The organism is Baekduia sp. Peel2402 (genome assembly GCF_052567285.1).
The window spans coordinates 1,486,621-1,511,868 of sequence record NZ_CP199582.1 but is presented as its reverse complement, the minus strand read 5'-3'; the positions used below and the strand labels follow the sequence as shown (position 1 = coordinate 1,511,868).

Below are 25,248 nucleotides of genomic sequence, written 5' to 3'. Positions count from 1 at the left end.
GACGAGAGCGGGCGACTCACATGACGCCACCTGACTGGAGCAGCGAGATGTCCGTCCCGAATCGCCCCGCAGACGACGAGCTGGCCGACCGGCTGATCGAGGAGCTGACCTCCGAGCTGGAGCCTGACGACGCGCGCGAGCTGGCCCGCGAGCTGACGCGGATGGTCGATCTCGGGCTGCTGGACGTAGACGACGACCTGCGCGTCGGCGTCGCGCCCGACGCGCCGCCGGTGCAGCGGCCGTGGCCGCTGGCTAGTCGTCGTCCGGATCGGTGGGGCGGGAGCCCAGCACCGACCAACCAACGCCGATAGCCACGAGGATCACGCCGATCGCCAGGCCCGCGGCCTGCGTGGCGCCGAGCGCGGCGAAGATCAGCGGGATCGCGAGGACACCGGCGATGGCGATGATGGTCGTGCGGCTCGGCATGGGCGGCATGGCGATTGCAGCGTCGCAGACGGCGGCAGGCCGCGGCGCCCGACCGTCGAACCCCACGGCATGCGCGCCCGCTTCCTGCCCGCCGCCCCGGTGACGTGCGAGGCCTGCGACGCCGACGCTTTCGCGATCCTCTCAACCACGACAGACCCGTCGACCGGCGCCACCCACGTCCGCCTGCGCTGCGGCGCCTGCGGTCTCTGGCAGATCCGCGACCTCGACGCCAAGACCGCCGCGCGCTTCCGCGAGCACCTCGACGCAACGCAGCGCCAGATCGCCCGCGTCCTCGCCGCGATGCTCCGCGCGGCGGCGAACGACGCCTAGAACAACTCGCCCGGCGGCAGCTGCGACGCGCGGCTGAACCGCACGTCCGCCGCAGCCGGCGGATCGAGTGAGAGCCGGAGCAGTTGTTGGGGCTCAAGGTCGAGCGACCACGCGCCGCCACACGTGTTGCAGCCGCAACGTCCGATCAGGTCCGCGCCGACCGAGAGCTGCGTAGCGTCGCTGAGGCACGACGGGCACGAGAGACCCGCGCCGACGAGCGCGTCGGGATCGTCCAGGGCGAAGACGGCGGAGTAGCGCATCCCCGAAGAGCCTCGCGCCGTGCGCTTCGCGGTGAAAGGCCTTGCAGCGTGACTGCACCCGGGTGGGGGGAGGGCGCCGGCGCCTGGTTTGGCCCGGAGGTTGGGGTGGCGCGGGCGTTGGGGGTTTGGCGGCGAAGGGCGTGAGGCCGTTGAGGCGTGGCCACCGCCTTGGGTGTGGATCGTCGGTGGGGGCGATTCCGGCGGCGGGATTTACAGCGCATCAAGACATGAATCTGGGCCTCATGGGGCGTCCGTCGGCCCCGGGGTTTGAGGGTGCGGGCCCGAAGGACGCTCGATTGAGGGTCCGGGTCGTTTTAGCGTCGTATATCGACCATAAAACGACCCGGATCTCGATTTCGAGGTGCGGGTCGCTCCGAGCTGGCATGTGCAGCTCTCAGCGACCCGGATCTCGGATTTCGAGGTGCGGGTCGCTTGAGCCGGACATATTCCGGTTGCAGCGACCCGGATCTCCGAAACCCTGGTCCCTCGAACCCCGGCGGTCGAGGGACCATCGTGGAGGCCGAGTCTGATGTCTTGATGCGGCTGTAAATCCCCGCCGCCGGCAGCGCCCACAGCGACGATCCACACCGAGGACGGTGGCCACGCCTCAACGGCCTCACGCCCTTCGCCGCCAAACCCCAACGCCTCGCGCACCTCCACGAGCGCTTCGAGTCGAAGCCGCCCCTACGAGATCAACCCAAGCCGCTGCGCCCGCTGCACGGCCTCGGTCCGGTTCCTTGCGCCGATCTTGCGGAACATCCCCGACGCGTGCTGCTTGACCGTGTTCGGCGACAGATGCAGCTCCGTGGCGATCTCCGCATTCGTCATCCCACCCGCCACACGCTCCAGCACCTGACGCTCGCGGTCGGTCAACACCATCCCGCTCGGCGTCGCCTCGTCGAAGAACGTCAACCCCCGGCCGACCCGGCGGATCGCGTCAGCCAACTCGGAAGCATCGCGCTCCTTGGTGATGAACCCGTGCGCCCCCGCAGCCCTCGCGGCCTTGGCCGACAACCGTCCCGCGCCCGAGTACAGCAACGCTCGCGTCGACGGAGAAGCGGACCTGATCATCCCGACGATCTCGGTCCCCGACTCCTCGCCGACGAACAGATCGACCAACGCCACGTGCGGCTCATACCTACGAGCGAACTCCGCCGCCTGATCGCCAGAAGCCGCCGGCACGACGCGCTCCACCCAGTCCAACCGCCCCAACATCAGCCGCAGCCCCCAGTGGACCACCTGGTGGTCATCAACAACAAGAACTCGGAGGTTGCGGTCAGTCATGCGAATCAGTGCTCGTGCTCAGGTCGAGGGAGGACGAGCGCGACGTGCCAATGCTCGGCACCGTCGGGCCCGAAGGTCAAGGACGCCCCATGTTGTAGGGCTTCGAAAGCGGCGATCCGCAGGCCCATGCCCGCGCCACCGCGCTGCGCGGCGCCGACGCCGTCGTTGGTGATCTCGAGCTCCACGGTATCGGCGTCGCCACGCACCGCGACCTCGATCCGCCCGGGCGCCGCGTGGCGTCGCGCGTTGCGGATCGCCTCACCCAAGACCGACTGCGTCACCGGCTCGAAGACGTCCGGGATCGAGACGCCCTCCTGCCAGACGACATCGACCTCGGAAGAGGACGCCTCCAGCCGCGCCAACTCCTCGCGCAGCGTGAACGTCACCACCTTCGGCGTCGCCGCCAACGGCCGTGCCATCGCCTCGCGCAGGTCGTCCAACGCCGCGCCCAGCTCCGCCGCCGCCCGCCCCTGATCGGCCTCGTCCAGCAGCGCGCCCGACTGCAGCGCCATCACCACGCCGAACACGCGCTGCACCACGCGTTCATGAATATCTCGAGCCAGGTCAATCCGGTCGGCCAGGTGCCGCCCATCGACCTGCTGCCGCGTCGCCAGCCGGGCAGAAAGAGCCAAAGCACACACCTTGCCCAACGACCGCAGCACCTCGCGCTCGCGGTCGCTCAGCCGCCGCCGCTCGCCGCCCTCGGCCACGATCACGCCGAACCCGCGCCCGCCCGCGGCCAAAGGCACCACGACCAGGTGCTTGATCCCCAAGAGCGTGTCGTACGGCGCCGCCAGCTCGTCCGCGCGCCCCTCGACCACCGCATCCAAGTCCAGAGCCCGCCCCGCGATGGGCGCGCTCTCGATTGCCAGGATGTGCCCGTCGAACAGCTCGATGTCGACCTCGTGCGAGCCCACGACCCGCACCCGCCGTGCGACGTCGTCGTAGACGAAGACCACCGCGCGCGGCATCGATCCCAACCGGCAGACCGCCTCCGCCAGCCGGTTGTAGAACGCGCCCGGCGCGTCCGGCGTCGCCTGCTCGACCTCGCCGAGCAGCGAGACGAACACGTGCAGCGCCGAGATCGGCGAGAACTGCTGCGACGACGACGCGGAGGAGCCAGGCGAAGCGCTCATGCCCCTCAAGATGACAGGGTCGATGGGCCGGGCGCCATCGCCCGGCCCACCAGAGGAGAAGGAACGCGCTCACGGCTGCCGGCGTCCCGAGGCCGGCGGGAGTCCTGACCAGATCCCTTGTGAGCGGGCACCGTCATCCACGATGACGGGCCCGCCCCCTCTCACGGGAGACCGGGCGCGACCTGAAACACCCGGTCGGGTGGTGTCCGACGTCAGCCACGGAAAGACATCGATGCGCCAGGTTCTTCAAGTTCCGGTCGTTCGGGGCCGAGCCTCCTTCTGATGGTGCACCGGGTCGCACCCCCACGCCTGACGGCGGCCTTCGGCGTGATGCTCGTCGCGGGCGGTCTGGCCATGCTCGCGCGGGCCACGATCGCCCACGACACGGCCGGGTTCGTCATCGGCGCGATGCTCGCCGTCGTCCTCGGCGTCTGGACCTGCTTCTACCGGGACCGTCTCAGCTACACCCAGCTCGGCTGGATCTCCGTGGCCTGCGTCCCGATCGTCGGCGCGGTCATCACCACCCGCGACGTCCCCTACGGCGGGGGCTACGCGCTCGCCTGGGGCGCCCCGTTCGCCTACGCCGCCAGCCGCCGCATCGGGATCGCCCACACGCTGATCAGCGCCGCGACCCTCGCGCTCGCGTTCCTGATCCAGGCCGACCGCCTCGCCGACCCGCTGTCCTTCGAGCGCTACTTCTCCGCGTGGTTGACCGCCGTCATCACGATCGCGATCGTCGGTGCCGTCACCCGCGTCATCTACGACTCGCTGGAGCGCACCCAGCGCCAGCTCGACGCCGCCTTTGAGCAGGGCGTCCTCGGCCAGGCGTTCTTCGACCTCACCGGCCACTGGGTCCAGGTCAACCGCGCGTTCGCGGCGATGCTCGGCCGGACGCCGGAGGAGTTGGCCGGGATGCACGCCTCCGCGCTCACGCACCCCGACGACCGCGCGATCTCCTTCGAGCAGCTGACCGCCGCCGCCGAGCAGGGCACGGTCGTCTTCGACAAGCGCTACATGAAGCCCGACGGGTCGACGACGTGGGTGAAGGTCCACGCCGCCGTGCTGCACGACGACGACGGAACCCCGACCGGGCTCTTCGCCGAGTACACCGACATCACCGCCCAGCGTGACGCCGAAGAGGCGCTCCAGGCCAGCGACCGGCGCTTCGAGCGGATCTTCCGCGACGCCGGCGTGGGCATGGTGATGATCGCTGCCGGGGGAGAGATCGCCCAGGCCAACCGCGCCGCCGCCGAGATCCTCGGCACGACCGTCGAAGCGCTGGTCGGCGGCGACATGCGCGACTGGCGCCACCCGGACGAGACCGAGGCCAGCGACGCCGCGATCCGGTCGCTGATGGTCGACGGCCATGACGTCTACCACCGCGACGGCCGCATGCTCCGCCAGGACGGACGCGAGATCCACGTCGCGCTGACCGGCGCCGTCGTGCGCGACCGCGACGGCAACGTCGAGCACGCGATCCTCCAGATGGCCGACGTCACCGACCGCGACGCCGCTCAGCGCCGCGAGTCCGCGCTGGCCGAGCTGGGTCGCCTCGCGCTGACCACCAAGCCGGCCGACCTGCTGCGCGCCGCGGTTCGCGTGGTCGCCGAGACGCTCGGCCAGCCGTTCGCGACGATCGTCGACGCCGACTCCGGCGAGGTCCTCGCCGCCCACGGTTGGAGCGGCGCAGCGGCGATCGAGCACGCGCGCGCCGCGCTGGACGGCGTCGGCCCGCTGGAGCTGCACGAGCCCGAGACCGAGCTGCGGTTCCCGACGCGCGGGTTGCGGGAAGCCGGCGCGGTCGCGGGCGTCGCGGTCACCGTCGCGGGCGAGCACGACGCGCCGTTCGCGATCCTGACCGTCCACACCGCGATCGGCGCGCACCGCTTCGATTACGGCGAGCTGGCGTTCCTGGCCTCGGCCGGCAACGTCATCACCGCCGCCGTGCGCCGCGACGCCGCCGAGCGCGAGCTGCGCCACCGCGCGCTGCACGATCCGGTCACGCGCCTGCCCAACCGCGCGCTGCTGGTCGACCGCCTGCGCCATGCGCTGACCCGGGCACGCCGCGAGCGCCGGTCAGTCGCGGCGCTGTTCATCGACGTCGACGACTTCAAGGACGTCAACGACCGCCACGGCCACGAGGGCGGCGACGAGCTGCTGCGCGCGCTGGGCCCGCGCCTACAGTCCGCGCTGCGCGCCAACGACACGCTCGCGCGCTTCGGCGCCGACGAGTTCGTGGTCGTCTGCGAGGACCTCGACGATCCGGAGGAGGCGCTCGCCGTCGCCGATCGCCTGCTCGAAGCCGCGTCCGAGCCCTGTTTGTTGTCCGGTGGCCACACCGTCCGCCGGACCGCATCGATCGGGATCGCGCTCTCGCACGGCGACGCGGACGCCGACGCCGACGCGCTGCTGCGCGACGCCGACCTGGCGATGCACCGCGCCAAGCTCGCGGGCAAGGGTCGCTACGAGGTCTTCGCGCACGCAATGCGCGAGCTGGCGCTGGATCGCGTCGCGATGTTGAACGACTTGGACCGGGCGATCGCCGAAGGCGAGCTGTCGTTGGTCTTCCAACCGATCGTGCGGTTGGACGACGGCAGCCTGCACGCCGCCGAGGCGCTGGTGCGCTGGCATCACCCCGAGCGCGGGACGATCATGCCCGACGAGTTCATCGGGCTGGCCGAGCGCACGGGTCGGATCGTCGAGTTGGGCCGTTGGGTCCTGCGCGAAGCGGCGCGCGAGGCCACGCGCTGGCCGGAGCTGATCGTCGGCGTCAACGCGTCGCGGCTGCAGCTCAGCTCGCCAGGCTTCGTGGACGACGTCGCGCGCGTGCTGGCCGAGCACGGGATCGCGCCCGGGCGCTTCACGATCGAGGTCACCGAGACCGCGCTGATGGAGGACCCGGCCGCGGCGGAGTCGACGCTTCAGGCGCTGCGCGACCTTGGCGTACGCATTGCCTTGGACGACTTCGGCACCGGCTACTCGTCGCTGTCGTCGGTCTCCGACTTCCCGTTGTCCACGCTGAAGCTCGACCGCGCCTTCCTGGCCGACCACCGGCCGGAGTCGCAGCGCTGGTCGATCGTGCGCGCGGTGCTCGACATGGCGCACACGCTGGAGCTCGACGTCGTCGTTGAAGGCATCGAGACCCACGCGCAGCGGACCGCGCTCGCCGACCTCGGCGCGGTCCACGGCCAAGGCTTCCTGTTCAGCCGCCCGATCCCGGCCGACGAGCTGACTGCGCTGGTCTACGACGCGAGCCCGAAGACGCGCTCGGCGTTGCCGGACAGGTAGAGCGCGGTCGTCTCGTCATCGAGTTGGAGGTCTTCCAGGCCTTCCAGCGCGTGGGCCGGGGCGATCATGGGGTGGTTGGACCCGAATAGGACCTTGTGGCGTCCGGAGTTGGTCTTCATGTAGGTGATCAGCTCGGGTGGCAGGCGCTTGGTGGTGTAGGCGGAGGTGTCGATGACCACGTTGGGGTGCTTGCGCGCGACCGCGACCATCTCCTCGGTCCACGGGTAGCCGACGTGGCCGCAGACGATCGTCAGCTCGGGGAAGTCGATCGCGACCTGGTCGATGTAGGGGATCGGGCGGCCGACCTCGGAGGGGCGCAGCGGACCGGTGTGGCCGACCTGCGTGCAGAAGGGCACGTTCAACTCCACGCACGCGGCGTAGAGCGGGTAGAAGCGCGCATCGGTCGGCGGGACCTCCCAGAGCCAGGGCAGCAGCCGCAGGCCGCGGAAGCCCTCGTCGGTCACGCGGTGGCGCAGCTCCTGGATCGCGCGCATCGGGCGGCGCAGGTCGACCGAGGCAAGGGCTATGAGTCGGTCCGGTGCGGCCGCGACGAACTGCGCGACCTCGTCGTTGGAGATCAGCGGGCCGGCGGGCCCGTGCCAGGCGGCGATGAGCGCCTTGTCGACGTGACCGGCGTCGAGCGCGTCGAGGGTCAGCGAGAGCGGCACCTCGCCCTCGGGGATCGCGTCGCCGGTCCAGCGGCGCAGCGAGTCGAACATGTCGTGCGCGAGGAAGCTCGGGGTGGGGTGCTGGATCCAGGCGTCGATGATCATGGTCATGGGCGTTCACCGGGATAATGCCGGACGTGACCTCCACCTCCCCCAAGCAGCTCCTCAACCGCGTGCTGATCGTCGGCATCGCCGACGCGCTCCTGCTGGTCGTCCTCATCTACTTCGCGTGGATCGATCGCTCCGACAACGCCGTCCACGTGCTCGGCCCGATCCACGGCCTCGGCTTCCTCGCGCTGCTGTTCATGACCGCCGACGGCGCGCTGCGCAAGCTGTGGGGCTGGTGGTTCCCGGCGATCGTGCTCGTGACCGGCGGGCCGCTGGGGTCGATCGTCGGCGACGTCGTGCTGCGCAAGCAGATCGCCGACTAAACGCCAGGACGTCTCGGCGTCTCGACTTCCGGCCCCAGGAGGGCGCGAAGTCGAGACGGACCCGCGCCCGCGCGACTTAGGCGCCGTCGGCGAAGCGGTCGGGCGAGAACGGCGCGAGGTCGAGCGCGGGCGGCGTGCCCGTGAGCGCGTCGGCGATCAGACGGCCGGTGATCGGGCCCAGGACGACGCCGGCGCCCTCGTGGCCGGTCGCCAGCCAGAGGCCCGGCACCGCCGACGCTTCGCCGATCGCGGGCAGGTGGTCTGGCAGCCACGGCCGGAAGCCGACCCAGGTCGCGTCGCGCTTCAGCGCCGCGACGCCGGGCGCGATCCGCGCCGCCCGAGCCACCATCCGCTCCACCAGCGCCTCGTCCACGGACGCGTCGAAGCCCACGCGCTCCCGCGAGGAGCCGACGATCAGGTGGCCGTCGGCCGTCGTCTCCACGACCGTCGAGACCTCGACGCCGGTCGCAGCGCTCGTGACCGAGAGGAGGTACGAGCCGTCCACGACCTTGTGTCGCAGCCAGGTCTCGTCGGGCTGGGGGAGACGCAACCGCGTCAGCTGCCCCTTGCGCGGCTCCAGAGGCAGCGCCACGCCCGCGCCCTCGGCCAGCGACCGCGACCACGGCCCGGCCGCGAGGACGACGGCGTCCGCGTCGATCCGCTCGCCGCCGGCCAAGACGATGCCATTGCCTTGCACGCGCGCCACGTCCGTCTGCGTCCGCACGCGCGCGCCGAGCGCCTGCGCCTCGCGCGCCAGCGCCCGGGCGAGCCCGCGCGGGTCGCACTGCAGGTCGCCTCCGACGAGCAGCGCGCCGTGCAGCGGGCCGGTCAAGTTGGGTTCCAACGCGCGCACGTCCGCGCCGTCGACCAGCTCGCACTCGACGCCGGCCGCGCGCAAACGCTCCGCCCGCGCAGGCTCCAGCGCCCAGGTCTCCGCGTCGGGGTGGACGATCAGCGCGCCCTTGCGCCGCACGCGGGCCGCGCCGTCGCCGAGCGACTCCAGCTCGTCGTACATCGCGCGCCCCAGCACCGCCAGGTCGAGCTCCGGCCCGCTGTCCTTGTCCGACACGAGGACATTGCCTTCGCCGAGGCCGGTCGTCCCGCCGCTCACCTCGCCGCGATCGACGAGCGTCACCGACGCACCGCGGCGCGCCAGCTCCCAGGCGGTCGCACAGCCGACGATGCCGGCGCCGACCACGACGACGTCCGGCGGCCCGCCGCTGTCGCTCATCCGAGCCGGAAGCCCGCCGGGAACGGATCGTCATCGGCCAGCAGGTACTGGCCCATGCCGGTGATCCACGCCCGGCCGGTGATCTCCGGCACGATCGCGGGCCGGCCAGCGATCGTCGTCTCCTCCACGATCCGCCCCGTGAAGCGCGTCCCGAGCACCGACTCGTTGACGAAGTCCTCGCCGACGCCCAGCTCGCCCCGCGCGTGGAGCTGCGCCAAGCGCGCGCTCGTCCCGGTCCCGCACGGCGAGCGATCCAGCCATCCGGGGTGGATCGACGTCGCGGCCCGCGCATCAGCACCATCAAGTCCCGGCGTGTGCAGCACCACGTGGTGGCAGCCGCTGATCCGCGCGTCCTCCGGGTGCACCGGCCGGGCGACCGCGTCGATCGCGTCCATGATGCTCGCGCCGACCGCGATCAACGCGTCGTTCTCGCGCGGATCCACGACCACGCCCGCGGCCGCCGCGTCGACGATCGCGTAGAAGTTGCCGCCGAAGGCCATGTCGTAGGGGATGGTGCCCAACCCATTCACCTCGACCACCTGATCGAGCGACTCCGCGAACGCCGGCACGTTGCGCAGCGTCACCGACCGCGCGCGCCCATCCTCTACCGCAACACGGACAACAACCAGCCCCGCGGGCGTGTCGAGCCGCACCACGGTCTCCGGCTCGGTTACCGGCACCATCCCGGTCTCCACGAGCACCGTCGCGACGCCGATCGTCCCGTGCCCGCACATCGGCAAACACCCTGAGACCTCGATGAACAACACGCCCCAGTCGGCGTCCGGCCGCGTCGGCGGCTGCAAGATCGCTCCGCTCATCGCGGAGTGCCCGCGCGGCTCGCGCATCAACAACAGCCGCACGTCGTCCATGTGCGCCTCGAACCACAGCTTGCGTTCCAGCATGGAAGACCCCGGCAGCGCCGGCACGCCGCCGGTGATCACCCGCGTCGGCATGCCCTCCGTGTGCGAGTCGACCGCCGCGAAGTAGCGAGAGGCGCGCATCGCGCTAGGCGGCGACCGGCGCGTCGGTGCGCAGCGCCGCCATCGCCGCGTCCAGGAGCGCCTGCTGGTCGGCGTCCAGCGGCTGTCGCGGTCCGCGCACCGCGCCGCCACGCAGCCCGACGGCGTCCATCGACCCCTTGAAGTACTGGACCAAGTGCGGGGTCATGTCCAGCCGCGCCAGCGGCAGCAGCTTCGCGTACACCTTGCGCGCCTCGGCCAAGTCGCCCGCTTCCACGTGACGCTGCAAGGCCACGCACTCGGTCGGCGCCACGTTGGCGACCCCCGACACCCAGCCGGTCGCGCCCGTCGCGAAGCCCTCCAGCGCCCAGTCGTCGCCGCCGACCAGGATCTCCAGGTCGGTCTCGATCACGAGCTGCGCGATCCGCCGCGCGTCGCCCGAGCACTCCTTGACCGCCACCACATCCGGGACGGCCGCCGCGATCGCGCCGATCACGTTCGGCGCCAGGTCCACGCCCGACGCGCCCGGGTTGTTGTAGAGCATGATCGGCAGCCCGTCGCGCGCGACGTCGGCGTAGAAGGCGATCAACTCCGGCAGCGTGCCCGGGTAGTTGTAGGGCGGCAGGCACATGACGGCCGACGCGCCCGCCTCGCGGGCGATCGCCACGTTCTTGCGCACCGCGGCCGTCGAGCCCGCCGACACGCCCGCGATCACCGGCACGCGGCCGTCCGCGGCCTCGACCAGCGTCGCGGTCACCAGCCGGCGCTCGTCGTCGCTCAGCTGCCCGGCCTCGCCCATCGTGCCGGTCGCGACCAGGCCGCCGACGCCGGCCTCGAACAAGGCCTCCAGGTTGGTCTTCAACGCCTCCACATTAACCTGGTCGTCGGCGGTGAAGGGGGTGATCGCGGCGGGGATGATCCCGGGGAACTCAATGGCCATGACTCGGCGGTCCTCTCAGTCGAGCGCCATGTAGCGGCGCGCGCGGTCGATGTGCTGGATGGCGTGCTGGCGGGCCGCGTCGGCGTCGCCCTCGGCGACCGTGGCGGCGATGAGCCGGTGCTCGGCGAGCTGCAGCGTGGTGCGGCCCGGCACGGCGATGGACTCGTCGCGCAGCTGCTGCCACAGCGGCTGGTCCATCAGGTCGGCCAGATGGTCTGCGATCGCCAACAGCACGGGGTTGGCGGTCGCGACGGCGAACTGGCGGTGGAAGCGGCGGTCGGCGTCGCTCCAGCGGCGCCGCTGCTCGGGGTCGGAGGGATCCTGGTTGTCCTCCATGATCTCCAACAACATGTCGATCTCCGGATCCGACGACGCCCGTCGCGCGGCGAGCGCGACGATCTCCGGCTCCAGGATCCGCCGCGCCTCCAGGACGGCGCCTGGCCCGGCGTCGGCCGGGAGACTGAGCCCGGCGCCCGCGGCCGCGTCGGCCGCGAGCGTCACGCGCTCCAGCGCGTCGGCGACGAAGTACGAGCCCGCGCCCTGGCGCGTCTGGACGAGCCCGCGGACGACCAAGGCGGCGAGCGCCTCACGCACCGACGCGCGGCCGACGCCGTAGTGCTCGGCCAGCTGGCGCTCGCCGGGGAGGCGCTCGCCAGGCTGGAGCACGCCGCGGCGCAGGTCGGCCAGCAGCAGCTCGGCGATCTGCTCGTAGCGCTGACGGACCGCAGAATTGGTTCGGAGAAGAGGTTCGATCGTCAAACCAGTGGTAGGGTAGCTCTCATGTCAACGGCGTTCAAGGCGGTCGATCCACGAACCGGTGAGGCGCTCGCCTCCTATGACGAGGCGACGCTGACCGACGTCGACGCCGCGGTCGCCTTGGCCGTGCAGGCCGCCGCGGATCCGGCGCTCGCGGACCCGACCAAGCGCGCCGCGTTCCTCCGCGGCGCCGCCGCCCGCCTACGCGCCCGCGGCGAGGAGATCGTGGAGCTGGCCGGCCGTGAGACCGGCCTGCCGCCGGTGCGGCTCAACGGCGAGCTGGGGCGGACCACCGGCCAGCTCGAGGCGTTCGCGACCGTGGTCGAGAACGGCGATCACCTCGACGCGATCCTCGACTCGCCCGATCCGTCCGCGACGCCGCCGCGCCCCGACGTCCGCCGCACGGTCCGCCCGCTCGGCCCGGTCGCGGTCTTCGGCGCCTCCAACTTCCCGCTGGCGTTCAGCACCGCGGGCGGCGACACCGCGTCCGCGCTGGCCGCCGGCTGCCCGGTCGTCGTCAAGGGCCACCCAGCGCATCCGGGCACGTCGTCCCTTGTCGCTGAGGAGGTCGTCGCCGCCGTCGCCGACGCGGGCCTTCCGGCCGGCACCTTCCAGCACGTCCTCGCCGCGTCGCACGAGGTCGGCGGCGCGCTAGTCGACCACCCCAACATCGCCGCCGTCGCCTTCACCGGCTCGCACCGCGGCGGCCGCGCGCTGATGGATCGCGCCGCCGCTCGGCCCACGCCGATCCCCGTCTACGCCGAGATGGGGTCCTTGAACCCGCTGGTCGTCACCGAGGCCGCGCTGGCCGCGCGCGCCGACGCCATCGTCGACGCGCTGGCGGGCGCGGTCGCGACCTTCGGCGGCCAGCTCTGCACCAAGCCGGGCCTCGTGCTCGTGCCCGACACCGCGGCGGGGGAGGCGTTCACCACCGCCTTGGCCGACGCGCTCGGGGCCCGCGACCCCGAGGTCCTGCTCGCCGAGTCGATCCGCGACGGCCTGCGCACCGGCCTCGCGTCGCTGGACGAGGCCGGCGTCACGCGCCTCACGCCGGCCGAGAGCGACGACGACAACAACGGCTTCCACGCCCGCCCGGTCGTCCACCGCGCCCGCGCCGCCGACCTCGGCACGATCGCGCCGATCGGCGAGGAGCACTTCGGCCCGGCCACGATCGTCTTGACCTACACCTCGCTCGACGAGGCGACCACCGCGCTGCTGCACGCCGGCGGCCAGCTCTCCGCCACGGTCCACGCACAACCGGAAGACCACCCAGATCTCCAGCCGCTCCTCGACGCCGCCGCCCGCGTCGCCGGCCGCATCGTCTTCGACGGCGTCCCGACCGGCGTCGCCGTCACCTGGGGCATGACCCACGGCGGCCCCTACCCGGCCGCCTCCGACGCGGGGATGTCGACCTCCGTCGGCCTGACCGCGCTGCGCCGGTTCCTGCGCCCGGTCACCTACCAGGACGCGCCGCAGGCGCTGCTGCCGCCCGAGCTCCGCGACGGCAACCCGATGAACATCTGGCGCCGGGTCGACGGCGCGCTGACGCAGGACTGACGCAAAACCTAGGTACGGGCAACCCCACCCCGAAGCATTCCCGGGGGTTCGCCTGATGCCCGAACGCGCGGCGCGCCGCATGCTGCCGCGCCATGCTGACTCGCTCTCCCCATCGCCTCGCCCCATGGCGCGCCGCCTTCGCGGCGGCCATCGCCGCGACCGCCCTGCTTGCGCCCGCCGCGGCGCACGCCACGCCGCCCGGCGGCAACGGCGACCTGCTCGCCAACCTCCGCGAGTCCGGCTCCTACGAGCTCTACGACCCGCTCGTCGCGCCCAACGACCAGCAGCCGTCCTTCTGGGCCAACGGCGAGCAGCGCGGCGTCGCGCGCTCCAGCCCGGATGGCATCCACGTTGCCTACTGGTCCGACGCTGATAATGGCATCGCCTATGGCGACGTCGACGGCACCCGGATCCGCAAGCTCGCCGCGTCGATCGCCGTGCGCGACATCGCCTTCTCGCCCGACGGCAAGACCATCGCCTACACCGAGGAAGACCACCTCTACACGGTCCCGGTCGACGGCTCGGCGTCCAGCGCCCAGCTCGGCGGCACGTTCAATGGCGCCGCCGGGATCGAGTGGGCCCACGACAACTCGGCGATCATCGTCTCCGCCGCGGGCGCCGGCGCGCAGCGCGACCTCTACGCGGTCAACCCGACGACCGGCGCGGGCGCTCCGCTGACCGCCACCGCCGGTCTCGACGAGGACGCGCCGTCGCTCTCGCCGGACGGGGCGAAGATCGCCTTCACCGCCCAGGACGGCACCCACGCCCACGACCGCATCGACATCATGAACCTGGACGGCGGCGACCGACACACGCTGCTGACCGAGGACCACCTCGACTGGCCGCAGTGGTCGCCGGACGGCACCCGCATCGCGTTCACCACCGCAGGCGGCTCCGCCACCGTAGAGACGATCAAGCCCGACGGCACCGGCCGCAAGCCGGTCGGCAACCCGCCCGTCACGCAGTTGTCGTGGATGATCGCGCGCGGCACCGGCAACAAGACGCCGGTCGCGTCGTTCACCTACAACCCCGCTCAGCCGTTCACCGGCGGCGACACGACGCTGACCTCGACCGCCACCGACCCGGACGGCACGATCGCCTCCGAGCAGTGGGACCTCGACGGCGACGGCGCCTACGACGACGCCACCGGCAGCGTCGCGCACACGACGTTCACGACGGCTGGCGCGCACACGGTCCGACACAAGGTCAAGGACAACAGCGGCGCCACCGCCACCAGCGAGCAGACGATCACGGTCCTCGCCGCCGGCAAGCCCGGAGCGGCGTTTGCAATCGACCCGGCCACGCCGGTCCTCAACCAGCCCGCGACGTTTACCGCGGCCGCGAACACCGATCCCAATGCCCATGTCATCCACCACGAGTGGGACTTCGACAACGACGGCACGTTCGACGCCGACAGCGGCGAGGCGCGCACGATCCAGCACATCTTCACCAAGATCGGGTCCTACACGGCCAAGCTGCGCGTGACCGACGCTGACGGCGACCACGCCGAGCTGAAGGTGAACTTCGACGTCCGCGACGAGGTTCGCTGCGGGATCGAGAAGGTCGGGCGCCTCACGCTCGATGGCTGCCTGACCGTCAAGGGCCAGCGCCGCGTCGCGCCCAACGGTGTCACGGTCAACGGCTTCACGCTCGGCGGCACCCCCGCCGGTGCGCAGGTCGCGGTCGATGTCGCCGGCGGCCGCCTGTTCACGATCGACAGCTCGCAGGTGCAGGACTTCCTGGACGGCCGTCTGAACGCACCGGAGGAGGGGACCGTCCCGCAAGTCACCGTCGCCTCATGCGGTGAGGCGCTCGGCACGTCGCGCCCAGACCTCGCGTCGTTCACCAACAACCCCGAGCTGGACTTCACGCTGGCGTCCGACAAGACGTTCGCCGGCCTGTCGCCCCGCAGCGCGAGCAAGCTCAAGTTGGACGACAACGGCACCGGCCACTTCGACGTCTCGGGCCTGTTCCCACGGCTGCTGCTGAACTGGACGGCCGAGGCCAACGGCGCCTACACCACCAACACCGACTGTGCCCAGCGCAAGTTGTCCGTGACGGTCCAGTCGTTCTTCGGCCGCGTCGTGACGATGCCGCAGATCCGCCTGGAGCGCACCGGCGACGACCAGTGGGACGGCATCGCCGACGTCAAGTTCGGCACGTTGCAGGCGCTGCCGAGCGCGCAGGCCAAGGCGACGGTCCGCGCCGGTCGCATCAGCGCCGTACGGCTGGACTTCAACGACGTCCCGTTGACGCCGGGCCTGCGCCTGAAGGCCTCCAACCTGACCCTGCGTCTCGACAAGGGCCAGGAGGAGCTGAGCGGCCAGGCCGAGATCACGTCCTACCCGGCGCTGTTCAAGCAGACGTTGGCCTACGCCAAGGGCTCGATCCGCCTCAACGGCACCGACGGCCTGCACCTCGAAGGCCTGGTCAAGATCATGGGCCAGGACCTCGGCTGGGGCTGGCTGGACATCACCAACACGTCGGTCGACGCCGGCATCGAGGCAGAGTTGACGCTCGGCCCGGCCTACGCCAAGGCGGAGATCTCAGGCTACTTGGGGTGGTCGCCGCTGGCCCTCGAGCTGCTCGGCCACGCTGAGATCGGCATCAAGGGCATTGGGTCGCTCGGCGGCTCGCTGCTGATCTCCTCCAAGGGCATCGCGGCCTGCGGCAAGTTCAGCTACGGCGTCGGCTCGGTCGAGCCCGGGTTCTCCTACCGCTACGGCGACGACTGGCCGACGGTCTTCCTGGACTCCTGCGACTTCGGCGGGCTGCGCGTGGCGCGGGCGTCGAGCGCGAGTGCGGCGGCCAACGCCACCAAGAAGGTGTCGGTCTCCGGCGGCCAGCGCGCCGTGGTTCTCGTCGCCAAGGGCAAGCCCGGCCGCGCGCCGCGCATCGCGGTGACCGGGCCCAAGGGCCAGAAGATCACCTCCAAGGCCAACAGCCAGGCCACCAAGAGCGGTCGCTTCATGGTCGTGCCCAACAAGCAGGACGGCACGACGAGCGTGCTGGTGATCGCCCCAGCCGCGGGCACCTGGAAGATCCGGTCGCTCGACGGCCGCGCGATCAAGTCGGTGGGGTCGGCCAACGCGCTGCCCGAGCCGTCGGTCCAGGTCAAGCACGACAAGAAGCGCAAGCGCCTGACCTGGGCGCTGCGCGCGATCAAGGGCCAGTCGATCAAGCTGGTCGAGACCAACGCCGACGGCAAGACGCGCCGCGTCCTCAAGACCACCAACAAGGCCAAGGGCACGCTGAACTACAAGCCCACCGCCGGCGCGACGAAGATCGTCGTCGAGGTGACCCAGAACGGCCTCCCGCGGGAGAGCAAGACGGTGGTGAAGCTCACCGCCGCCAAGAAGTAGGGGAGACGGCGGCGGCTGCGCGATGGTTGATGCGAATTCCCGTGGTCGTGCTCGCACGCCCGGCGGCGCTGGGCGCCACGCGATCCCTTGCCGATCCAACCAGGATCGGCTGCGGAATCGCGCGACGCCCAGCATCCACCGTGCGCACGATCACGACCACGGTCTATTTCGCATCAACCATCTAGGGCTGCAAATGCGAGCTGTCGTTGAAGCTGCGCAGCAGCCAACGGCCGTCGCCGAAGACCACCAGCCGGGAGATCGACGTGTTCTCGGCGTGGACGAAAGCCAGGCGTGGCGCGCCCGTGGCCTGCCGGGCCAGCTCGCCGATGACGCCGCCGTGGACGACCGCGGCGGCGACGCGGCCCGGGCCGGTCTCGGCCACGACGCGCAGCAGGCCGGCGCGGACGCGGTCGGCGAACGCGTCCATGTCCTCGGCGCCGGGGATCACGTCCCAGCGCTGCTCCTCGAAGACCTTGGCGAAGATCGGGTCGCCGTTGGCGGCCCGCACGCGCATCTCGCCGCCTTCCCACTCGCCGAGGCGGACCTCCGCCAGCTCGGGGATCACGGTCGGCTGGAGGCCCGTCGCCTCGATCAGCGGCGCCGCGGTCTGCGCGGTGCGTTGCAAGATGGTGGTGAACAGCGTGTCGGGCGGCGACTGCGCCAGCCGCGCGCCGACCAGCCGCGCCTGCTCCTGGCCGATCTCCGACAGCGGTGGGTTGCCGTGGCCCTCGATCATCTCGAAGGACTCGCCGGGGACCGCGTCCTGCGACGCGCCGTGGCGGACGAGGAGGACCTCGGTCGCGTTCTCGGGGAGGGACCATGCCCGCTGGGGGTATCGCTTCGGCTCGCTCATCTGCTCTGCACCTTGCCAGACGGACGGGGCGTGGTACTGTCCGCGCCGTCTTTGCGATGGAGCGGGAAGTCGGTGAGAGTCCGACGCGGTCGCGCCACTGTGACCGGAGGCGTACATGTTGATGTACGCACTCCGGCAAGCCAGGAACTTAACCCGGCCATCGCACTTCACCCCACGATGACGGGACGCGAAATCCCGGGGAGGTTCCTCCGTTGGTCGACCCCGCAGCACCCCTTTCGCGCCGGCTGGCGTGAGCCTCCGGGTCCTCTTCATCTGCCACGCGGCGACGGCCGACACCCGTCGCGCGGCGTTCGGCGGCGACGGCCCGCTGCTGGAAGGTGCCGCGCGCCGCGTCGGCGACCTGGCCGCGCACCTGCCCAAGGCGCGCGCGGTCCTGCGCAGCGACGCCCGCTGCACGCGGGAGACCGCCGACGCGCTCGGACTGGGGGAGACGGCCGCCTTCGACGCGGGCGTCGCCGACTGGGACTTCGGCTCCTGGGGCGGGCGCGCGCTGGCCGACGTCGAGGCGTCCTCGCCCGACGCGCTGCTGACCTGGCGCTCGGATCCCGCGTCCGCGCCGCACGGGGGCGAGTCGCTCGTCGCGCTGCTCGCCCGCACCCGTGCGTGGCTCGACGCCCTCGACGGCGACGGCGTTCGCATCGCGGTCACGCACCCGTCGGTCATCCGCGCTGCTGTGGTCTGCGGCCTCGAGGTCCCCGAAGAGGCCTTCTGGACGATCGACATCGCGCCGATCTCCGTCACCGAGCTGCGCCGCCGCGGCACCCGCTGGCGCGTCGCCCGGATCAACTGGGAGCCGGCGCTCTACCGCGACCCGCGTCCGCGGCCGGCGCCCAAAGCGGCGGTGCCGGGATGAGCGCGCGCGTCGCGATCTCGTTTCTCACCGTGATCCCAGCGGGCGGCAGCGCCTCCGGGGAGACGTGGCTGTCTCGTGCTGCGGTGTGGTTCCCGTTCGTGGGGGCCTTGGTCGGCGCGGGCGCGGCGGGCGTCGTCCTGCTCGCCGACGTCGCCGGGCTGTCGTCCGCGGTCGGCGGCGCGCTGGCGATCGTCTTCGCGATCGTCGTCACGCGCGGCCTGCACGAGGACGGCCTGGCGGACACGGCCGACGGCCTCGGTGTCCACGGCACGCTGGAGCGGCGGCTGGCGGCGATGAAGGACTCGGCCGTCGGCGCGCACGGCGCGCTGGCGATGGCGTGCGCGCTGCTGCTGGCCGCGTTGTCGCTCGCCACGCTCGACGCCGAGCACGCGGCGCGCGCGCTGGTCGCCGCGCACGTGCTCTCGCGTGCCGCGATGGTCGTCGCCGCGGCGGCGCTGCCGAACGCGCGCGCTTCCGAGGGGCTCGGCCGCTCGCTTGATGTCGCGCCGCTCGTCGCGCTCGCCGCCGTCGTCGTCGCGGCTGCCGCGACGGTCGCGCTCGGCGGCGCGGTCGCGCTGGCTGCTGCCCCCGTCGCGCTCCTCGCCGCCCTCGCCATCCAGCACCGCGCCTTCGGCGGCCGCACCGGCGACACGCTCGGCGCGACGGGCAAGCTGGTGGAGATCTCCGCCCTGGTCGCGCTCTCGGGAGCGTGGTCATGACCGGCGCGCTCCTGGTCTGCGGCACCGCGTCGGATGCCGGCAAGTCGCTGGTCACCGCCGGCATCTGCCGCTCGCTCGCGCGGCGCGACATCTCCGTCGCCCCGTTCAAGGCCCAGAACATGGCCAACAACTCGGCGGTCACCGCGTCCGGCGCGGAGATCGGCCGCGCGCAGGCGATGCAGGCCGCCGCGTGCGGGATCGAGCCCGAGGCGGCGATGAACCCCGTGTTGATCAAGCCCGCGGGGGACACGTCCTCGCAGGTCTTGTTGATGGGCAAGCCGTTCGCCGACGCGACCGCGCGCTCTTACCAGGCGCTGAAGGCCAAGCTCGAAGCGCCGACGCTCGCCGCGCTCGACACGCTGCGGGAGCGCTTCGACGCGGTGATCTGTGAGGGCGCCGGCTCGCCGGCCGAGATCAACCTCCGCGCTCGCGACCTGGCGAACATGGGGCTGGCACGCGCCGCGGACCTGCCCGTCCTGCTGGTCGGCGACATCGACCGCGGCGGCGTCTTCGCCTCGCTGGTCGGCACGCTCGCGGTGCTCGACGCCGAGGACCAGCGCCACATCGCGGCGTTCCTCATCAACAAGTTCCGCGGCGACAGCAGCGTGCTCGCGCCCGGTCTCGACATGCTCCACGACCTCACGGGCCGCCGCGCGATCGGCGTGCTGCCGTGGCGCGAGGGCCTGTGGCTCGATGCGGAGGACTCGCTCGCGCTCGAAGCACCCGCACTTGCTCCGGCACCGCCGGTCGGGCGCGACACGCTCGACGTCGCCGTCGTCCGCCTGCGCTGGATGTCCAACTTCACCGACGTCGACGCGCTGGCCGCCGAGCCCGGCGTCGGCGTGCGCTTCACGCGCTCGCCGGTCGACGTCGAACGCGCCGACCTGGTGGTCATCCCCGGCACCAAGGCGACGGTCGCCGACCTGGAGCGCCTGCGTCGCGATGGCCTGGATGAGGCCCTGGCTCGCCGGGCAGCCGCGGGCGGCCCGATCCTCGGCATCTGCGGCGGTTACCAGCTGCTCGGGCGCCGGATCGAGGACGAGGTCGAGTCGCGCGCCGGCGTTGTCGATGGCCTTGGATTGCTCCCGGTCGAGACGGTCTTCGCGCCCGAGAAGCTGTTGCGCCGCGTGGCCGGCCGCTCCGTGTGGGCAGGCGGCGCCGCCGCGACCGGCTATGAGATCCGCCATGGCGACCCACGACCCGATGCGGGCGCTCAGTCGCTGCTCGACGGCGAGGGCTGCGTGCAAGGCAACGTCATTGGGACGTCCTGGCACGGCCTGCTCGAAGGCGACGGCTTCCGCCGGGCGCTGCTGGCGTGGGTCGCGGGCGAGCGCGGACGCGACTGGCGCCCCGGCGATGTCCCGTTCGCCGACGTCCGCGAGCGCCGCCTCGACGTCCTCGGGGACCTCATCGACGAGCACGTCGACCGCGACGTCCTCGACGCGCTTCTGGCCGCGGGCGTTCCTGAAGGCCTTCCCACCCTCGATCTCCGGAGGACCGCGTGCTCCGCGTCCTGAGCCACGCCGATACCGACCTGCTTGCCGTCACGCGCGCGCTCGCCGACCTGCCCGACGGCTTCCCGGAGGTTCGGGTCGCGAACCCGGCCGCGCTGGACGACCTGGACCCGATCCTCGACGGCGCGCGCATCGTCGTCGTGCGCCTGCTCGGCGGCCGTCGTGCGTGGGAGGACGGCGTCGACACCCTTCGACGGCGCGCGAAGGAGGACGGCTTCGCGCTCATCCTGTTGGGCGGCGAGCCTCAGCCCGACGCCGAATTGGCGGAGCTCAGCGAGGCGCCAGCGGGCGCGCTCGCGCAGGCGTTCGAGTACCTCCGCCACGGTGGCGTGAGCAACGCCACCAACCTGCTCCGCTTCCTCGCCGACACGTTCTTGTTGGAGGGCTACGGCTTCGAGGACCCAGAAGCGCTGGAGGAGCACGGTGGCTACGCACCGCTCGACGTCCAGGCTCCAGAGGACGGCCCACGGGTCGGCATCGTCTTCTACCGCTCCCACCTCGCCGCCGGGAACACCGCCTTCGTCGACGAGCTGGCTCGCGCCGTGGCCGAGGCCGGCGGTCGCCCGGAATGCGTCTGGACCCACACGCTGCGCCCCGACGCCGACGGACGCGTCGAAGTTCTTGAAGGCCTCGACGTCGACGCCTTGATCGTCACCGTCCTGGCCAGCGGCGGCTCGACCGCCGCCGATGAAGGCGCGTGGCGCGCCGACGCGCTCGCCGCGCTCGGCGTCCCGGTGGTCCAGGCCGTCTGCGTCACGCGCTCGCGCGCCGCCTGGGAGGAGTCGCCCGCCGGCCTCAGCCCGATGGACGTGGCGATGCAGGTCGCGATCCCGGAGTTCGACGGGCGCCTGCTCGGCGGCGTGGTGTCCTTCAAGGAGCCACACGCGGAGTTCGAGGGCGTCAGCCTCTACGCCGCAGATCCCGAGCGCTGCGCGCACGTCGCGTCGCTCACCGTCCGGACCGCGAAGCTCCAGACCACGCCGCCCGCGCAACGCAAGGTGGTGGTGATGCTCTCCGCGTTCCCGACCAAGCACGGCCGGATCGGCAACGCGGTCGGGCTCGACACGCCGGCCTCAGGCGTCGCGTTGTTGGAGGCCATGCGCGACGCGGGCTACCAGGTCGATGCCATTGCCGAGGACGGCGACGCGTTGATCCACGGGTTGATCGCGGCCGGCGGCTACGACCCCGACCACCTGACCGACGCGCAGCTCGCCGCCGCCCACGCGCGGCTCCCGGTCGCGCAGTACGAGGCGTGGTTCAACGAGCTGCCGGAGTCGCTCAAGGCCTCCATCATCGACACCTGGGGCCCGCCGCCCGGCACGCAGTGGCGCGACGGTGACGAGCTCGTCCTCGCCGGCCTCGACCTCGGCGGCGTCTTCATCGCGATCCAGCCGCCGCGGGGCTACGGCGAGGATCCGAGCGCGATCTACCACGACCCCGAGCTGGCGCCCTCACACCATTACCTTGCTTCGTACTGGTGGCTGGAGCGCGTGTGGGGCGCCCACGCGCTCGTGCACCTCGGCAAGCACGGCACGCTGGAGTGGCTGCCGGGCAAGGCGGTGGGGTTGAGCGCGGCCTGCGCGCCGGAGGCGGCCATCGGCTCGCTGCCGACCGTCTACCCGTTCGTGGTCAACGACCCCGGCGAGGGCGTGCAGGCCAAGCGCCGCATGCACGCGACGATCGTCGACCACCTGATCCCGCCGATGGCGCGCGCGGGCACGCACGACGAGCTGGCCGACCTGGAGGACCTGCTCGACGAGTACGCGCGGATGGAGGCGCTGGACCCGTCCAAGCTGCCGGCGCTGGGCGCGCGGATCTGGGAGGCCATCAACGCCGCCAACCTCCACCACGACCTGTCGCTGACCGAGGACCACGCGGGCGAGATCGACACGGTCATCGAGCACCTCGACACCTACTTGTGCGAGGTCAAGGACCTACAGGTGCGCGACGGGCTGCATGTGCTGGGCCTTGCTCCGTCCGGTGAAGCCCTCCGGAACCTCGTCGCGGCGATCATGCGCCTGCCCAACGCGGACGTGCCGGCGCTGCGGCGCGCGATCGGCCGCGCTCGCGATGTTGATGAACTGGCGTTGATCGAGGCCGGCGATCGCGTGGCGCTCGACGCGCTGGACGCCGCGCAGGACATGGTGTTGGACGCCCTCTCGGCTCGCGCGTGGGACGTCGAGGCGATCCCCGAGGTCGCTGCGAACGTCCTCGACACCGACGCGCCGGACGTCCTCACTGCCCTCCGCTTCGCCGCCGCCGACCTGGTGCCGCGCCTGCTCGCGTCGGCCGGCGAGATGGACGCGGTGCTCCGCGCGCTCGACGGTCGCTACGTCGACGCCGGCCCCTCCGGCTCGCCGACGCGCGGGCGCGTCGACGTCCTGCCGACCGGGCGCAACTTCTACGGGGTCGACCCGAAGGCCTTGCCGTCGCAGCTGTCGTGGGACGTCGGCGTCCGGCTCGGCGACGCGCTGCTGGAGCGACATGTCGCAGAAGACGACCGCCACCCCGAGACGGTCGGGATCGTCGTCTGGGGCACGGCCGCGATGCGCACGCACGGCGACGACGTCGCCGAGATCCTGCACTTGCTCGGCGTGCGGCCGGTGTGGAACCCGGATACGCGGCGGGTGACGGGCATCGAGGTGGTGGCCTTGGAGGATCTCGGCCGCCCGCGCATCGACGTGGTGGTCCGCATCTCTGGCTTCTTCCGCGACGCCTTCCCGCACTTGGTGTCCTTGATCGACGACGCCGTGACGACCGTCGCGGCGCTGGACGAGAGCGACGACGACAACTACGTCCGCAAGCACGTACGCGCCGATGCGGAGCGGCTCGCGGACGAGCTCGGCGAGCGCGGCGCGTGGCGGCGGTCGTCCGCTCGCGTGTTCGGCAGCGCGCCGGGCGCGTATGGCGCGGGCTTGTTGGAGTTGATCGACGCGCGCAACTGGCGCGACGACGCCGACCTGGCGGCCGTCTACGAGGCGTGGGGCGGCTACGCGTACGGGGCCGGCCTGGATGGCGTCGAGGCACGCGGCGCGGTTCGGGACTCGTTCGCGCGGATCGAGGTCGCGGTCAAGAACGTGGACAACCGCGAGCACGACCTCTTCGACTCCGACGGCTACTTCCAGTACCACGGCGGCATGGTCGCCGCCGTGCGCGCGCTGAGCGGCCGCGACCCGAAGGCGTGGATCGGCGACAGCGCCGACCCGGCACGCGTGCGCGCGCTGTCGCTGGCCGAGGAGGCGCGGCGCGTCTTCCGCGCCCGCGTGACCAACCCGCGCTGGATCGGCGCGATGGCGCGCCACGGCTACAAGGGCGCGTTCGAGCTGGCGGCGACCGTCGACTACCTCTTCGGCTACGACGCGACCACGGGCGTCGTCGACGACTGGATGTACGAGGCGATCAGCGACAAGTACATCCGCGACGCGGATATCAACGCGTTCTTGAAGAAGTCGAACCCGTGGGCGCTGCACGCGATGGCCGAGCGACTGCTGGAGGCCGCCGAGCGCGGGCTGTGGGCGGCGCCGGAGTCCGGAACGCTCGACGCGTTGCGCGACGAGCTGCTGGACGTTGAAGCACAACTCGAGGAAGCGGGAGACCCGGCATGAGCAACACCACCATCTCGATCCCGGCGATGCGGTCGCTCGACGTCGCCGCGCGCGACGCCGCGCAGGAGCGCCAGGGCCAGCTGCTCAAGCCGCCGGGCTCGCTCGGGCGGTTGGAGGAGGTCGCGGCCTGGGTCGCGGGTGTCACGGGCCGTGCGCGGCCGGGCATCCCGCGGACGCGCGTCGTGATCGCCGCCGCCGATCACGGGGTGGTCGACGAGGGCGTCAGCGCGTTCCCGCAGGAGGTCACCGGCCAGATGCTCGGCGCGTTCGGCGCGGGCTGGGCGGCGATCACGGTGCTGGCCGAGCACGCGGGCGCCGACGTCGTGCTGGTCGACGCGGGCGTGATCGCGCCGCCGGAGGGCGTCGCTTCGGTTGACGTAGGACTTCCGGCGCCGTCGCGCAACCTCGCCCTCGAGCCGGCGCTGGCCGACGACGAGGTCCGCAGCGCGCTCCGCGCGGGGCGCCAGCTGGCGGCGGCCGCGGCGAGCGATGGCGTCGACCTGCTGATCGCGGGGGAGATGGGCATCGGGAACACGACGCCCGCCGCGTGCCTCACGGCCGCGCTGTGCGGGTTGGAGGCCGATGCGGTCGTCGGGCGCGGGACGGGCGTCGACGACTCTGGTCTTCAGCGCAAGCGCGAGGTCATCGCCCGCGCGCTCGACCTTCACCGCTCCGCGATCGCCGGTGATCCCCTCGAAGCGCTGCGCCGCCTCGGCGGCGGCGAGCTCGCCGTCCTGACCGGCCTCGCCCTCGGCGCCGGCGAGCACGGCCTCGGCCTGATCTGCGACGGCGTCATCGCGACCGCGGCGATCGCGGTCGCCGCCGAGCTCGCACCCGAGCTGAAGCCGCGCCTGCTCGCGGGGCACCGCAGCGTCGAGCCCGCGCACGAGCACCTGTTGTCTCGGCTCGGTCTGCGCCCGCTGGTCGAGCTCGACCTCCGCCTCGGCGAAGGCTCCGGCGCCGCGACCGCCTTGTTGTTGGTCAACGCCGCCTGCCGCCTGCACGACGGGATGGCGACGTTCGCCGAAGCCGGGGTCGCGGGGTCGTGACTTGCG

Annotated in this window: 21 protein-coding genes and 1 riboswitch; of the genes, 11 read left to right on the top strand and 10 right to left on the bottom strand. The window is 72.2% G+C overall.

Going from position 1 to position 25,248, the window contains the following annotated elements; genetic code table 11:
* The first annotated feature begins 47 nt into the window (after positions 1–47).
* A complete protein-coding gene (locus ACT01A_RS07450; protein ID WP_445151609.1) occupies positions 48–311 on the top strand; it encodes a hypothetical protein in 264 nt (87 codons plus the stop codon).
* Here the strand turns inward: ACT01A_RS07450 and ACT01A_RS07445 are convergent.
* Positions 253–426, bottom strand: coding sequence for a hypothetical protein (locus tag ACT01A_RS07445; RefSeq protein WP_445151608.1), 174 nt, complete (start codon positions 424–426; stop codon positions 253–255). The two genes, ACT01A_RS07450 and ACT01A_RS07445, sit on opposite strands and share 59 nt — an antisense overlap.
* Positions 427–495: 69 nt before the next feature.
* Here ACT01A_RS07445 and ACT01A_RS07440 point away from each other — a divergent pair, with 69 nt between their 5' ends.
* A complete protein-coding gene (locus ACT01A_RS07440) occupies positions 496–756 on the top strand; it encodes a hypothetical protein (RefSeq protein ID WP_445151607.1) in 261 nt (86 codons plus the stop codon).
* On the opposite strand, the gene ACT01A_RS07435 is transcribed toward ACT01A_RS07440, so the two are convergent.
* From ACT01A_RS07435 to ACT01A_RS07425, 3 genes are all read right to left on the bottom strand, one after another.
* Complete coding sequence (locus ACT01A_RS07435) at positions 753–1,016, bottom strand: hypothetical protein (protein ID WP_445151606.1); 264 nt, start codon at positions 1,014–1,016, stop codon at positions 753–755. The two genes, ACT01A_RS07440 and ACT01A_RS07435, sit on opposite strands and share 4 nt — an antisense overlap.
* A 684-nt stretch (positions 1,017–1,700) precedes the next feature.
* The gene (locus ACT01A_RS07430) at positions 1,701–2,300 is read right to left on the bottom strand and encodes a response regulator transcription factor (RefSeq protein WP_445151605.1); all 600 of its coding nucleotides are present in this window, start codon (positions 2,298–2,300) and stop codon (positions 1,701–1,703) included.
* Between the two features lie 5 nt (positions 2,301–2,305).
* Positions 2,306–3,436 carry a sensor histidine kinase gene (locus ACT01A_RS07425; protein ID WP_445151604.1) on the bottom strand — a complete coding sequence of 377 codons (1,131 nt, stop codon included), beginning with the start codon at positions 3,434–3,436 and terminating at the stop codon, positions 2,306–2,308.
* A gap of 282 nt (positions 3,437–3,718) precedes the next feature.
* Between ACT01A_RS07425 and ACT01A_RS07420 the strand changes: the two genes are divergently transcribed.
* Positions 3,719–6,724 carry an EAL domain-containing protein gene (locus ACT01A_RS07420; protein ID WP_445151603.1) on the top strand — a complete coding sequence of 1,002 codons (3,006 nt, stop codon included), beginning with the start codon at positions 3,719–3,721 and terminating at the stop codon, positions 6,722–6,724.
* Here ACT01A_RS07420 and ACT01A_RS07415 read toward each other — a convergent pair.
* Positions 6,679–7,497, bottom strand: a complete 819-nt coding sequence (locus tag ACT01A_RS07415) for an amidohydrolase family protein (protein WP_445152807.1) — start codon at positions 7,495–7,497, stop codon at positions 6,679–6,681. The genes ACT01A_RS07420 and ACT01A_RS07415 overlap by 46 nt on opposite strands.
* A gap of 23 nt (positions 7,498–7,520) precedes the next feature.
* On the opposite strand from ACT01A_RS07415, the gene ACT01A_RS07410 reads away from it, so the two are divergent.
* Positions 7,521–7,823 carry a DUF3817 domain-containing protein gene (locus ACT01A_RS07410; protein WP_445151602.1) on the top strand — a complete coding sequence of 101 codons (303 nt, stop codon included), beginning with the start codon at positions 7,521–7,523 and terminating at the stop codon, positions 7,821–7,823.
* Positions 7,824–7,899: 76 nt separating this feature from the next.
* Here the strand turns inward: ACT01A_RS07410 and ACT01A_RS07405 are convergent, their stop codons facing one another.
* The 4 genes from ACT01A_RS07405 to ACT01A_RS07390 are packed head-to-tail and all read right to left on the bottom strand — an operon-like array spanning position 7,900 to position 11,712.
* Positions 7,900–9,054 carry an NAD(P)/FAD-dependent oxidoreductase gene (locus tag ACT01A_RS07405; RefSeq protein WP_445151601.1) on the bottom strand — a complete coding sequence of 385 codons (1,155 nt, stop codon included), beginning with the start codon at positions 9,052–9,054 and terminating at the stop codon, positions 7,900–7,902.
* Positions 9,051–10,055, bottom strand: coding sequence for a proline racemase family protein (locus ACT01A_RS07400; protein ID WP_445151600.1), 1,005 nt, complete (start codon positions 10,053–10,055; stop codon positions 9,051–9,053). Before ACT01A_RS07400 ends, ACT01A_RS07405 begins: the two co-directional genes overlap by 4 nt.
* Positions 10,056–10,059: 4 nt before the next feature.
* The gene (locus ACT01A_RS07395; protein ID WP_445151599.1) at positions 10,060–10,953 is read right to left on the bottom strand and encodes a dihydrodipicolinate synthase family protein; all 894 of its coding nucleotides are present in this window, start codon (positions 10,951–10,953) and stop codon (positions 10,060–10,062) included.
* 15 nt (positions 10,954–10,968) lie between these two features.
* A complete protein-coding gene (locus ACT01A_RS07390; RefSeq protein ID WP_445151598.1) occupies positions 10,969–11,712 on the bottom strand; it encodes a FadR/GntR family transcriptional regulator in 744 nt (247 codons plus the stop codon).
* Between the two features lie 21 nt (positions 11,713–11,733).
* Here ACT01A_RS07390 and ACT01A_RS07385 point away from each other — a divergent pair, with 21 nt between their 5' ends.
* Both ACT01A_RS07385 and ACT01A_RS07380 read left to right on the top strand, forming a co-directional pair.
* A complete protein-coding gene (locus tag ACT01A_RS07385; protein ID WP_445151597.1) occupies positions 11,734–13,266 on the top strand; it encodes an aldehyde dehydrogenase family protein in 1,533 nt (510 codons plus the stop codon).
* Positions 13,267–13,358: 92 nt separating this feature from the next.
* Entirely contained in the window at positions 13,359–16,628 is a 3,270-nt protein-coding gene (locus ACT01A_RS07380; RefSeq protein WP_445151596.1) for a PKD domain-containing protein, read from the top strand.
* Between the two features lie 181 nt (positions 16,629–16,809).
* Here ACT01A_RS07380 and ACT01A_RS07375 read toward each other — a convergent pair whose 3' ends face one another.
* Positions 16,810–17,481, bottom strand: coding sequence for a histidine phosphatase family protein (locus ACT01A_RS07375; RefSeq protein WP_445151595.1), 672 nt, complete (start codon positions 17,479–17,481; stop codon positions 16,810–16,812).
* A gap of 14 nt (positions 17,482–17,495) precedes the next feature.
* Positions 17,496–17,657: riboswitch (cobalamin riboswitch) on the top strand.
* Between the two features lie 74 nt (positions 17,658–17,731).
* On the opposite strand from ACT01A_RS07375, the gene ACT01A_RS07370 reads away from it, so the two are divergent.
* Genes ACT01A_RS07370 through cobT form a run of 5 tightly spaced genes read left to right on the top strand, consistent with a single transcriptional unit; the run spans position 17,732 to position 25,242 of the window.
* Positions 17,732–18,355, top strand: a complete 624-nt coding sequence (locus ACT01A_RS07370; RefSeq protein WP_445151594.1) for a histidine phosphatase family protein — start codon at positions 17,732–17,734, stop codon at positions 18,353–18,355.
* Positions 18,352–19,074, top strand: a complete 723-nt coding sequence (locus ACT01A_RS07365; protein WP_445151593.1) for an adenosylcobinamide-GDP ribazoletransferase — start codon at positions 18,352–18,354, stop codon at positions 19,072–19,074. Before ACT01A_RS07370 ends, ACT01A_RS07365 begins: the two co-directional genes overlap by 4 nt.
* The gene (locus ACT01A_RS07360; RefSeq protein WP_445151592.1) at positions 19,071–20,591 is read left to right on the top strand and encodes a cobyric acid synthase; all 1,521 of its coding nucleotides are present in this window, start codon (positions 19,071–19,073) and stop codon (positions 20,589–20,591) included. Before ACT01A_RS07365 ends, ACT01A_RS07360 begins: the two co-directional genes overlap by 4 nt.
* Complete coding sequence (gene cobN, locus ACT01A_RS07355; RefSeq protein WP_445151591.1) at positions 20,576–24,193, top strand: cobaltochelatase subunit CobN; 3,618 nt, start codon at positions 20,576–20,578, stop codon at positions 24,191–24,193. Before ACT01A_RS07360 ends, cobN begins: the two co-directional genes overlap by 16 nt.
* Positions 24,190–25,242, top strand: a complete 1,053-nt coding sequence (gene cobT / locus ACT01A_RS07350; RefSeq protein ID WP_445151590.1) for a nicotinate-nucleotide--dimethylbenzimidazole phosphoribosyltransferase — start codon at positions 24,190–24,192, stop codon at positions 25,240–25,242. The genes cobN and cobT overlap by 4 nt, the downstream gene beginning before the upstream one ends.
* Positions 25,243–25,248: the final 6 nt, after the last annotated feature.